The organism is Nocardioides endophyticus, from assembly GCF_039543845.1.
GTDB lineage: Bacteria > Actinomycetota > Actinomycetes > Propionibacteriales > Nocardioidaceae > Nocardioides > Nocardioides endophyticus.
The window spans coordinates 1-11,750 of sequence record NZ_BAABKN010000013.1 but is presented as its reverse complement, the minus strand read 5'-3'; the positions used below and the strand labels follow the sequence as shown (position 1 = coordinate 11,750).

General features: G+C 71.6%; 8 protein-coding genes. 4 read left to right on the top strand and 4 right to left on the bottom strand.

What is annotated here, in order from left to right:
- Positions 1–4 precede the first annotated feature (4 nt).
- Both ABEA33_RS09930 and ABEA33_RS09925 read left to right on the top strand, forming a co-directional pair.
- On the top strand, positions 5–562 hold the full coding sequence (locus ABEA33_RS09930; RefSeq protein WP_345526605.1) for a tetratricopeptide repeat protein: 558 nt from the start codon (positions 5–7) through the stop codon (positions 560–562).
- A 70-nt stretch (positions 563–632) separates the two neighbouring features.
- On the top strand, positions 633–1,574 hold the full coding sequence (locus ABEA33_RS09925; protein ID WP_345526604.1) for a collagen-like protein: 942 nt from the start codon (positions 633–635) through the stop codon (positions 1,572–1,574).
- Between the two features lie 23 nt (positions 1,575–1,597).
- Here the strand turns inward: ABEA33_RS09925 and ABEA33_RS09920 are convergent, their stop codons facing one another.
- From ABEA33_RS09920 to ABEA33_RS09905, 4 genes are all read right to left on the bottom strand, one after another.
- A complete protein-coding gene (locus ABEA33_RS09920) occupies positions 1,598–2,230 on the bottom strand; it encodes a nucleoside triphosphate pyrophosphohydrolase (RefSeq protein ID WP_345526603.1) in 633 nt (210 codons plus the stop codon).
- Complete coding sequence (locus tag ABEA33_RS09915) at positions 2,230–2,904, bottom strand: hypothetical protein (protein WP_345526602.1); 675 nt, start codon at positions 2,902–2,904, stop codon at positions 2,230–2,232. Before ABEA33_RS09915 ends, ABEA33_RS09920 begins: the two co-directional genes overlap by 1 nt.
- The gene (gene mfd / locus ABEA33_RS09910) at positions 2,901–6,401 is read right to left on the bottom strand and encodes a transcription-repair coupling factor (protein ID WP_345526652.1); all 3,501 of its coding nucleotides are present in this window, start codon (positions 6,399–6,401) and stop codon (positions 2,901–2,903) included. Before mfd ends, ABEA33_RS09915 begins: the two co-directional genes overlap by 4 nt.
- Before the next feature lie 189 nt (positions 6,402–6,590).
- On the bottom strand, positions 6,591–9,071 hold the full coding sequence (locus ABEA33_RS09905) for a hypothetical protein (protein ID WP_345526601.1): 2,481 nt from the start codon (positions 9,069–9,071) through the stop codon (positions 6,591–6,593).
- A gap of 533 nt (positions 9,072–9,604) precedes the next feature.
- On the opposite strand from ABEA33_RS09905, the gene ABEA33_RS09900 reads away from it, so the two are divergent.
- Positions 9,605–11,020, top strand: coding sequence for a sensor histidine kinase (locus ABEA33_RS09900; protein WP_345526600.1), 1,416 nt, complete (start codon positions 9,605–9,607; stop codon positions 11,018–11,020).
- Positions 11,010–11,687, top strand: a complete 678-nt coding sequence (locus tag ABEA33_RS09895) for a response regulator (protein WP_345526599.1) — start codon at positions 11,010–11,012, stop codon at positions 11,685–11,687. Before ABEA33_RS09900 ends, ABEA33_RS09895 begins: the two co-directional genes overlap by 11 nt.
- The last annotated feature ends 63 nt before the right edge of the window (positions 11,688–11,750 follow it).

Sequence of the window (11,750 nt, the reverse complement as noted above, 5' to 3'; positions counted from 1 at the left end):
CCGCGTGCCTCGACCCACCCTCGCCGTACTCGCGCTGCTGAGCGTCCTCGTCGTCACCGGATGCAGCGGCGACGACGCCGACAAGGAGCCGTCGTCGGCAGCCTCGTCCTCGGCCAGCCTGTCCGCCGCGGACACCCTGGTCCAGACGGCGCTGCAGCAGCTCGACGGGGGCGACGACGCGAAGGCCCGGGCCACCTTCGAGAACGTGCTGGAGCTGGACCCGGACAACGTCTACGCCCACTACAACCTCGGTCTGTTGGCCCAGGACGCCGGGGACGACGCGCTGGCGATCAAGCAGTACGACGCGGCCCTGAAGACCGACCCCGACTTCACCTCGGCCCTCTACAACAAGGGCATCGTCCTCGAGGGCGAGGATCTCGAGGCGGCGGTCGACCTCTATCGTCGCGCCCTGGCGATCGACCCCGACCTCGCGGCCGCGCACATGCGTCTCGGGTTCGCCCTCCTGCACCTCGGCGAGACCGACGAGGCCGAGGAGCACCTCGCCAGGGGCGTCGAGCTGGACCCGTCGATGGCGGACGTCCAGGCGCCGTCGTACGGCTGACGGCGAATGCCGGCAGGCTCGATCTCCCGATTCGGCTACGAATCGTCCGTTGTTTCCCTAGCGTGAGTCGGTGACCTTCTCCCGGCCCCGCACCCTCGCGTCCCTGTCTCTCGCCACCCTGGCCCTGACCACCGTCGTCGGCACTGCCGGGTCTGCCGGCGCCGCGGACAGGTCGCCGCAGGACCGCCGCGTGATCAGCGCTTGCTTCAGCGTCGAGCCCGGCAAGATCCGGATCGTCCAGAAGGTTGCGGAGTGCCGTCGCGGCGAGGACCACATCCGCTGGACCCGACCGGTCCGCCGGGGCGAGGGCAAGCCCGGCCCGCAGGGCGTGCAGGGTGCCACCGGTCCGGCCGGACCGACCGGCGCCACCGGACCCGCAGGCGCCACCGGACCCGCCGGCGACATCGGGCCCGCCGGCCCGACCGGGCCTGTCGGCGCGACCGGCGCCACCGGCGCCGCCGGAGACATCGGACCGACCGGCGCCACCGGACCCGCTGGGGCGACCGGCGCCACCGGACCCGCTGGGGCGACCGGCGCGACGGGTCCCACGGGTCCCACCGGCGCCGCGGGTGCGACCGGCGCCACCGGCGCCGCCGCCCCCAACAACGCCGCCTACTTGTACAGCACCGGCCCGCAGATCGTGCCGATCCTGGGCGCCGTCGCCTTCGGCCAGGAGGGCCCGCTCATCGGATTCACCCACGCTCCGGGCACCTCGGCCATCGTCGCGGACGAGAACGGTCTCTATCGCGTCCGGTTCATCGTCTCGGGCGTCGAGCCCAACCAGTTCACGCTCTTCGTCAACGGCGTGCCTTCTCCGGGGAGCACCTACGGCTCCGGCGCCGGCACCCAGCAGACCGTGGGAGAAGCGTTCGTACAGCTGTCGTCCGGCGACCTGCTCGAGCTTCGCAACTACACGTCCGCCGCGGCGGTCACGTTGCAGACGCTGGCCGGCGGGATCGAGCCCAACGTCAACGCCTCACTCACGATCGAGCAGGTCTCGGAGGGCCAGTAGGCGAACGGGCCGCGGCCCACCACTCACAGCAGCCGCCGTACGGCGTCGCGCAGCGCCTGCTCGGGGTCGACACCTGTCTCGCGGGCCTCGGCGACGAGGGCCAGGAGGCGGTCGCCGATCGACGTCGGGTCGGCTGCGGGGGTCTCGACCCGCTCGACCATCGAGGTCTCGACCGGCTCGACCACCGGGGCGGCCCGCTCCAGGCGACCGAGCACCTTGTCGGCGTACAGCAGCGCGGGCAGGGTGGGTGGGATCCCGTCGGTGGCCGAGGTGCGCTGCTTCTCCTCGGCCTTGATCTGCTGCCAGGCCGCATCGATCTCGGCGGGGTCGGTCGGCGAGTCGGCATCGGGCTCGAACACGTGCGGGTTGCGGCGGCGCATCTTGGCGATGATGCCGGCCGCCACGTCGTCGATCGTGAACTCCCCCGCCTCCTCGGCGATCAAGGCGTGGAAGTAGACCTGCAGCAGCAGGTCGCCGAGCTCCTCGCGGAGGTGGTCGGGGTCCCCGGACTCGATCGCCTCGATGGTCTCGTGGGTCTCCTCGAGGAGGTAGCGGACCAGCGACCGGTGCGTCTGCCCGGCCTTCCACGCGCACTCGGCACGCAGCCGCCGCATCACCTCGAGGAACTCGAGGAGCGGCTCGCCGGAGGAGGCCATCAGCCGCAGCGTTGGCTCTCGGGCAGCGCCGCCGCGAGAGCGTTGTCCGGCTGCTCGGCCTGGCCGGCCTTCGCGACGTCGCTGACCGCGTAGGAGACCGAGGTGTCGGAGAGGACCGCCGCGCCGGTGTCGATCGAGACGCCGTACTTGGGGTCGACCTGGACGTCGTGGTCGTCGATCCAGGCGACGAGCGCCTTCTGGCCGGCGGCCAGCGCGTCCTCGTCGGACGGCGTACCGCCAAGCACCTTGCGGCCCACCGAGGTCTCGGCCGCCGACACGTAGATCGACGCGGCCCCGACCTCGATGACCGCGGCGCGCTGAGCCTCGTCCAGACTGGCGAGCTGCTCCGTCTTGGCCTGCTCGACCGTCTTGTCGTACGACGCGTCCGGGGTGACACCGTGCTCGGCCATCAGCTGCGACGCGGCCGAGCGCAGCCCGAGGCTGCTGGCGGAGAGCCCGTAGACGAAGTGGTGGGGCACGGCTCCACCGGCCTGCTCTCCCGACGACAGCGCCGAGCAGTAGTCGGTCGCCAGATCCTTGAGATCCCGCGTCGACACCTTCTCGTCGTCGACCCGGACGGCGATCCCCGGGTTGAGGTCGGGTACGGCGCCGCAGCCGGTCAGCAGCACGACAGAGACCGCTGCCAGGGCAGCCACTCGGAACACTCGCGTCACTTGTTCTCCTGGGGGTCGATCACGGAGTCGATCACGTGCCGGGCCCATTCAAGCAGGGCGATGCCCGAGATCGGCTGACCTCCGATGCCGGAGGTCTGGGGTCGCGGGACCAGGATCGTGCTGACCGGCGCCTTGACGATGGACTTCGGGTACATCCGGTTGAGCCGGACGACCCGCGAGTCGGGCAGGTCGACCGGCGCAAACCGCACGTTGCGTCCCGCGATCGTGATCTCGCCGACGCCGGCCTGCCTCGCTCGCGCCCGAAACCGCGCGACCAGCAGCAGCGAGATGACCTCCACCGGCGGCTCGCCGTAGCGGTCCAGCATCTCCTCGTTGATCTTGTCGACGTCGTCGTCGGAGCGCACCTCGGCCAGCCGCTTGTACATCTCCAGCCGGAGCCGCTCGCTCGTGATGTAGCCGTGCGGCAGGTGGGCGTCGACCGGCAGCTCGACCCGGACCTCGTTGAGCTCCGGCTCGCCCCCGTCGCCCTTGAACTCTGCGACGGCCTCGCCGACCAGGCGCACGTAGAGGTCGAACCCGACGTCGGCGATGTGACCGGACTGCTCGCCGCCGAGCAGGTTGCCCGCGCCGCGGATCTCGAGGTCCTTCATCGCGATCGCCATGCCGCCGCCGAGGTCGGAGTGCTGCGCCAGCGTCGCGAGCCGCTCGTGGGCGGTCTCGGTCAGCGGCTTCTCCGGCGGGTAGAGGAAGTAGGCGTAGGCCCGCTCCCGCGACCGGCCGACCCGGCCACGGAGCTGGTGCAGCTGGGAGAGGCCGAGCGTGTCCGAGCGCTCGATGATCATCGTGTTGGCGTTGGAGACGTCGAGGCCGGACTCGACGATCGTCGTGCACACCAGGACATCGAAGCGCTTCTCCCAGAAGTCGAGCATCACCTGCTCGAGCTGGTGCTCCCCCATCTGCCCGTGCGCGACCGCGACCCGCGCCTCGGGCACCAGCTCGGTGATCCGGGAGGCGGCCTTCTCGATCGAGTTGACCCGGTTGTGGATGTAGAAGACCTGGCCCTCGCGCAGCAGCTCGCGGCGTACGGCGGCGACGATCTGCCGGTCCTCGTAGGCACCGACGTAGGTCAGCACCGGGTGCCGCTCCTCCGGTGGGGTCGTGATCGTCGACATCTCGCGGATGCCGGTGATCGCCATCTCGAGCGTGCGCGGGATCGGCGTCGCCGACATCGACAGCACGTCGACCGAGGTGCGGAGCCGCTTCATCTGCTCCTTGTGCTCGACGCCGAAGCGCTGCTCCTCGTCGACGATGATCAGGCCGAGGTCCTTCATCCGGATGTCGGGGTTGAGCAGCCGGTGGGTGCCGACCACGATGTCGACGGAGCCCTCCGCGAGCCCGGCGATCACCTCGCGAGCCTCGGCGTCGGTCTGGAATCGGCTCAGTCCCTTGAGCACGACGGGGAAGCCGCTCATCCGCTCGCTGAACGTGCTCAGGTGCTGGGTCACCAGCAGCGTCGTCGGCACCAGCACCGCGACCTGCTTGCCGTCCTGCACGGCCTTGAACGCCGCGCGCACCGCGATCTCGGTCTTGCCGTAGCCGACGTCGCCGCAGACCAGCCGGTCCATCGGGACGGTGCGCATCATGTCGCCCTTGACCTCGTCGACCGTGCTCAGCTGGTCGGGCGTCTCGTGGAAGGGGAACGCATCCTCGAGCTCGCCCTGCCACGGCGTGTCGGGCCCGAACGCGTAGCCCTGGGTGGCCTGCCGGGCGGCGTACAGCTTGATCAGCTCCGCCGCGATCTCGCGGACGGCCTTGCGGGCACGGTTCTTGCGCTTGGACCAGTCGGCGCCGCCGAGCCGGTCGAGCGACGGCGACTCACCACCGACGTAGCGCGTCACCTGGTCGAGCGCGTCCGCCGGGACGTAGAGCCGGTCGGGCGGGCCGCCGCGCTTGCTGGCGCCGTACTCGAGGACGAGGTACTCGCGCACCGCTCCCCCGACCTCGCGCTGCTTCATCTCGACGAACCGGCCGACACCGTGCTGCTCGTGGACGACGTAGTCGCCGGCGCTCAGCTCGAGCGGGTCGATCTGCTTCTTGCGGCGAGCCGGCATCCGCCGCATGTCACGGGTCGAGGCCTTCTGGCCCGAGAGGTCCTCACCGGTCAGGACGGCGAGGCGGTTGGTCTCGTCGACGAACCCGTGCACGGCGGCGCCGCAGGTGACCGTGACGACCGCGTCGGTCAGGTCGGCCGCGGTGGCGACCTCCTCGACCACCCGGGCGGCCAGGTCGTGCTCGGCCAGCACCTCGCGCATCCGCTCGGCCGGGCCGTGGCCCGCGTGCACGACGACGACCCGGTAGCCGTCGCGCCGCCAGCCCGCGATGTCGGCTATCGCGCGCTCCATCTCGCCCCGGTAGGCATCGGCCGGCTTGGCCGGGAGGCCGCGGCTGACCACGGCACCGGCGATGACGTCGACGTCGGACTCTGCTTCCGACTCGATCCCGAAGGGGCTGACCGACCACCAGGCCTTGCCCTGCGCGAGCGTGTGCTCGCGGATGTCGGCGATGGCGCGGTAGGACGCCGCTCCCAGGTCGATCGGCGCCGTACCGCCACCGGCGGCGGCCGCCCAGCTCGCGCCCAGGAACTCCTCGCTCGTCGCCACCAGGTCGTGCGCCCGGCTGCGCGCCCGCTCGGGGTCGAGCACGACCACGTGGGTGTCGTCGGGCATCAGATCGACAAGCAGCTCCATCTCGTCGACGAGCACCGGCGCGAGCGACTCCATGCCCTCGACGGCGATGCCGGCGGCGATCTTGTCGGTGAGCTCGAGGAGCTGGGGATGCTGGCGGCCGAGCTCGGCGGCTCGCTCACGCACCTCGTCGGTCAGCAGCAGCTCGCGGCACGGCGGAGCCCAGAGTCGCTCGACCTTGTCGAGCGTGCGTTGGTCGGCGACGGAGAAGGTGCGGATCTCCTCGACGTCGTCGCCCCAGAACTCCACCCGCTGCGGGTGCTCCTCGGTCGGCGGGAACACGTCGACGATGCCGCCGCGCACCGCGAACTCGCCACGCTTCTCGACCAGGTCGACGCGCGAGTAAGCCGCGGCGGCCAGACGGCGTACGACGTCCTCGAGCGGCGCGGTGTCACCGGCCACCAGCTCGACCGGCTCGAGGTCGGCCAGCCCCTTGACCTGCGGCTGCAGCACCGACCGGACCGGCGCGACGACCACCCGGAGCGGCCCGTTGGACGCGTCCGTGCCCGGATGCCTGAGCCGGCGCAGGACCGCGAGCCGGCGACCGACCGTGTCGCTGCGCGGGCTCAGCCGCTCGTGGGGCAGCGTCTCCCAGCTCGGGTAGTAGCCGACGAGCGCCGGGTCGACCAGGTCCGCGAGCGACGCCACCAGGTCCTCCGCGTCGCGGGAGGTCGCGGTCACGGCGAGGACGGTCCGGCCCTCGCGGACCAGGCCGGCGACGACGTACGGCCGCATCGCCTCGGGCCCGGTGAGGTCCAGGGTCGGCACCACACCGCCTCGAGCGTCCGCCATCGTCTGGGTCAGCGTGGGATCGGCGAGAACGGCATCGGCGATGCCCGCGAGGTGGCCGGACAGCTGCACAAGGACTCCATCGGTGGCGCGGATGCTGGTGGTAGGGACAGCACGAGAGCCCCCGGTCAACGAGTGACAGGGGGTCAGACCACGAGTCTACGGCGGCCCACCGACAGCTACTCGTCGTCGTCACTCGTCCTCATCATTTGCCGACGCGGCGTCCTCGTTGCACTCGATCTGGGGCGGCTCCTCCCCCGACGTCGCCATCACGCTGATCGCGGGCAGCCGAGGTCCCCGCAGGTCGAACGAGAGCGCGGGTCGCCGCGACCGGTGACCGCGCCGGTCGCGGTAGAGGTAACCGGGGCGCTGCTGCAGGCCGACGGTGTACATGCACTCGTCGAACTGGGTGATCTCCCCGACCGGGTCGACCAGGTCCTCGACGTCCTCCCGGAGGGCCGCGAGCCGGCCGTCGGCGTCCCGCCGGGCGACCCGGTCGACGGACTCGCCCGGCTCGGAGTCGCACCTGCGCGAACGGACCAGGAGCTGGTAGTCCGGGTCGTCACGCTCGCTCGTGTCGATCCAGATCGCCGGCAGGTGCCGTCTGCGGGTGCCGAGGAAGCCGAGGTCCTGGCCGGGGTCGCCGTCCTCGGTGACGGGCAGCCACGACAGGCACGACTCCCAGCGGTCGAAGCGCGCCGCCGTCCGCTCGACCCGCTTCGCCAGCCGCTCGAGCTGTGCGAGCGACGGCGTGGCCCGGCGGGCGTCCTCGCCGGTGCCGTTGGGGTCGGGCGCCGCGCTCAGGCACCGAGGCGTCGTCGCCAGTCGCAGGAGCACGGCGTCGGATCGGCGAAGCGGCGCGCGCACCAGGGCTGGTCGACGGTCGATCCCGGTGCCGTCGCGCTCGTCGTACAGGAACCCCCAGCGGTGCTGGCGATCCCCCGCCTCCCGCACCCCGACGTACGTCGTGCAGCGGCGCAGCTGACCGAAGCGTCGCGCATCGTGCTCCAGGCCGCGCAACCGGGCCGCCAGCCTGGCCAACTGCTCCGCCGGCGTGACCACCGAGCGCCGGGTGACGCGCTGGGCCGAGGAAGCGGTGCGTCGGGCGGGCGGTCCAGGATCCACCGTCGGACGGGTCACCGGCCAGGGCGCCCGGAGGCCGACCGCGGGCGGCGCCGACTGCACCGCGCCGATGTCGCACGGGAGGCCGACGTCGCGCAGCTGACCGAGCGTGTCGCGGGCAAGGATCTGGCCCCAGTCGACCCAGCCGGCGAGCAGCTGTCCCGCCGGCAGGGGTCGGGGCAGCACGCCACGGCAAGAACCGCTGGGGATGCGGGCACGCACGGGGCTGTCGCCGTACGGCATCAGCACGAAGCCCAGCGGGTGCCCGTCGACCTGCACCACCTGGGGGTCGTCGCCCAGGACGTCGGTCGGGCTCTCGAGCTCGCAGGAGTCTTCCGTGTAGAAGTTGTAGCCGCGCGACAGCGAGTCGTAGACCCGGCAGCTGCGATGACTCGGGATCGTGTCGCCGGTGACCCCTTCCCACACCGGTGGCCCGATGATCGAGGCGAACACGTCGAGCCGATGGGCGCTGCCGATGTCGCCGGCGACCGGAGCGATGTTGCGGGCGACGGTCGAGGAGACCACCGTCGTCCGACCGGCGGAGAGGATGCCGCCGCCCTCACCCTCCGCGTAGTTCTGCGTGATGGTCGAGTTCACGACGGTGAGGTTGCCCCGCGCCCAGATGCCGCCGCCGGCGTGCGCGACCGCGAGGTTGCGGGCGATGTTGGAGTTGACCACCAGCACGTCGGCCTCGCCGGAGATGGCGCCGCCGCGGTCGTCGGCCCGGTTGCCGTTGAGAGTGGACCCGACGACGGCGACATCCCCGTCCAGGGTGAAGATCGCGCCTCCCGGACCGTCCGCGTCGCTGCCGTCGATGAGGGAGTCGATCACGGTCACGTCCCCGTCCTCGTCGGCGTACAACGCACCGCCGTCGCCGTCGGTCGTGTTGCCGTCGACCATGGAGCGCACCACCAGGATGTCGCCGGTCGAGCCGATGGCTCCGCCGGAGCCGTCGACGAGGTTGTTGCTGAGGACCGAGTCGTAGACCTGGACGCCCCCACGCCGCGCGTAGATGGCACCGCCGTCGTCGTTGGCCAGGTTGCCGTTGATGTGGCAGCGACGCGCGGTGACGCGACGCATCGAGAACACCCCACCGCCGGGCTCTTCGGCCAGGTTCTGGATGATCTCGCAGTCGGCGAGCGAGATCTCGCCGCGCGACGTGAGGGCCGCGCCCGGCCCGTCGGACCCGCCGCGACTCAGGCGGATGTCGTGGATGCGGAGGTATCCCGTCCCGTCCTGTCGCAGCACTCGCTTCTCGAAGCAGGACTGGCGGATGGAGTGCCCGTTGCCGTCCAGCTCCAGGGGGTACGGCGACTCGCGGATCGGGTCGCCGACCGCGCAGTTGCGCAGCACCAGGTCGGCACGCAGGTTGATCCGCCGCCGCGTCGGGTCGGCCCAGGCACGGCGGAACGCGGCCTCGGTGGTGATGCCCTTGGAAGCCGGACGGCTCGCGGCGATCGCGGCCGAGCTCGCGCCGTGTGGTCCGGTCGGCAGTGCGGCCGGAAGACCGGATGCTGCGACGAGCAGCACGAGGCACATCCGGATGCGCATCAGCAGCACCTCCCCCCTCCCCCGAGATCCCTCCCACCATAGGAGTCGCTTGGCCCAATTTGGTGATGCACCGAGCCGGAACGTGACGGATGCTGGGAGAGCAGGTGGGGAGTGTGTGCTGCTCACCAGCCGCACCGCTGGGGAGGGAGCCCCACACGGTGATGCCGTGTTCCCCCACATGGCTTTCGCCGTCCTCTTCGGGTCGTCGCTCACGACTCGGCGTCTGGTGAGCGGCTGCGGCTGGTGAGCCCCACTTTCGAGCCCGCTCGCGCCGCAAAACCCGGTGCAAATCGGACGTCAGAAGTCGACATTTGCGCACTTATCCCCAAAATTCGGCATGGTTTCCGTCAACGCTCGGCGCATCTCCGGCTGCGGGTTAGAAATGAACCCAGGGTGCCGCTCGTCTTGCGGCACGCACCATCCGTGCTCGGGGTCACGGATGTCGTCGTGGGACTTGGGGGACGAGCACGCTCTCCCCCGAGAGGGGAACGGGGACCAAGATGAAGAGAGAGCGCTCGGCAAGTCGAGCCGCGATGAAGAGCACGTGCCTGGTGGGACTCCTGGTGCTGGCGGCGTACGCCAGCATCCTGGTGACACAGCCCGACGGCCGCACCTGGAGCCAGGCCGCGGCCATCTCGATACAGCTCCTCCTGCCGACCGCGCTCGCCTGCGCGGTCTTCCTGTGCATCGCGTGCCGTCTCTACCACCGGGCCGGCGTCGCCTGGTTCGCCGCCGCCATGACGATGATCGGCGTGCAGGGCTTCCCGATGTTCGTCGCACCCACCGGCTCCGCCGGGCTGTCCGAGCCCGTGATGCTCTGGTGCGCGGTCGGGCTCGGGTTCGCGTTGATCGTGCTGGTCCGGGTCGCCGAGGCGCGACACGTCGAGATCGCTCCGGTCCCGCTGGGCGTGGGGTTCGGAGTGGCGCTGATCCTCTTCCGGGGGCTCGGAGAGCTCCTGCCGGGCACCTTCGTGCCGTCCACCCGGGCGGTCGAGTACGGCAGCCTCGTCCTGCTCGTCGTCGGCGCCGCACTCGCCGCCGCCGTGTGGCGGCAGTCGGGCCTGCCGGCCTCGGCCCGCAAGCCGCTGGCGGCCGCCGTGGTGCTGTGGTCGGTCTCCGGCTCCCTGCGAGCCCTCGAGCTGACCGGCAACGCCGGATGGTCGGTCGTGGCCATCGGGTGTGCGCTCGCGACCTGCGTCCTGGTGATGTCCACGGCGCTCGATCTCCTGTGGCAGGCGGTCCGCGACGACCACGACGCCGTCGTCGAGCTCCAGCAGCAGCTGCGCGCCCTCCGCGCCAGCGCGCGCGAGGGGGTCGAGCAGCTGCACGAGGTCAAGGGCACGATCGCGGGCATCGCCTCCGCGACCGACCTGATCCGGCACGAGGACCGCCTTACGCGCCAGCACCGGGAGCATCTCGCCGAGATGCTCGCCCAGGAGACGGCGCGGCTCCAGCGGCTCGTCCACGCCGGCCCCAAGCACTCGACCCAGCTGGCCGACCTCGACGAGGTCCTGCAACCGCTGTTGACGGCACGCAACGTCCAGGGCCAGCAGGTGGTCTGGGCCTCCTCCGACGCCCAGGTGGTCGCGGATGCCGACGAGCTCACCGAGGTCCTGAACATCCTCCTCCACAACGCCGCCGAGCACGCTCCGGGCTCCCCGGTCCACGTCTTCACCCGCGTCCGCGACGACGAGCTCCAGCTCGTCGTCGCGGACGAGGGCCCCGGAGTACCCCAGGAGCTGCGCGACCGCATCTTCGAGTGGGGCTACAGCCGACCGGGCTCGGCCGGCCAGGGGGTCGGCCTCGCCATGGCCCACGAGGTCCTGGCCCGGCGCGGTATCGCCCTGGAGCTGGACCTCGAGCGCGAAGTCGGAGCCGCGTTCGTGATCAGGCTCCAGCCGGTCGAGCAGCAGGACCGCGCACGGGAAGTGGCCCTCCTTGCCCACTGATGTCGTCGTCGTGGTCGTGGACGATCCCACGCTGTTCGCCGAGTCGTTGCGCACCGCCCTGTCCCTGGCCGGGTACGACGTCGACTGGGTCCCCGCGGCAGAGGCCGGCCGGGGCGGCCTGCCCTGGGTCGCGGCTGAGCGTGCGGCGCCGGCGGCCGCCGTCCTCGACCTGGACCTCGCCGACGGGCCGTCCGCCTTCGGGCTGCTGGAAGACCTGGTCGGCCGGGGGATCCGGGTGGCCGTGCTGACCGCGTCCGACGACCACGCCCAGTGGGCGAGGTGCCTGGAGCTCGGCGCGAGCGGCGTGGTCTCGAAGACCCTGCCGCTCCCCGACGTGGTCGCCGCCGTCGACCGGCTCACCGCCGGCCACCCGGTGATGACGGACGCCCAGCGGGTGCAGCTGCAGCACGAGGCCGAGGACCATGCCCGCCGCGAGCACGAGCTCGAGACCCGCTTCGCACGGCTCTCCGTCGAGGAGGCGTCGGTGCTCGCGCGGCTGATGGAGGGCGAGGTCGCGCACGACATCGCGCGGACGTCCGCCCAGTCACCCGCCGTCATCTACGCCCGAGTGAACTCGATCCTCACCAAGCTCGGGGTCACGACCTGGTTGGGTGCCGTCGGACTTGCGACCGATTACGGCTGGCAGCCACCCGCCCAGGCCGGGTGACCGACTAGGCCGTGTCTCCCTTATGTGCGTAGCCAGGTGATGATCGCGAATATCGTGGCTGCG

Bases quoted from the DNA above. Each gene is read 5' to 3' on its own strand.
- ABEA33_RS09920 (WP_345526603.1), bottom strand. From the start codon at position 2,230: ATGGCCTCCTCCGGCGAGCCGCTCCTCGAGTTCCTCGAGGTGATGCGG.
- mfd (WP_345526652.1), bottom strand. From the start codon at position 6,401: ATGGCGGACGCTCGAGGCGGTGTGGTGCCGACCCTGGACCTCACCGGG.
- ABEA33_RS09905 (WP_345526601.1), bottom strand. From the start codon at position 9,071: ATGCGCATCCGGATGTGCCTCGTGCTGCTCGTCGCAGCATCCGGTCTT.
- ABEA33_RS09900 (WP_345526600.1), top strand. From the start codon at position 9,605: ATGAAGAGCACGTGCCTGGTGGGACTCCTGGTGCTGGCGGCGTACGCC.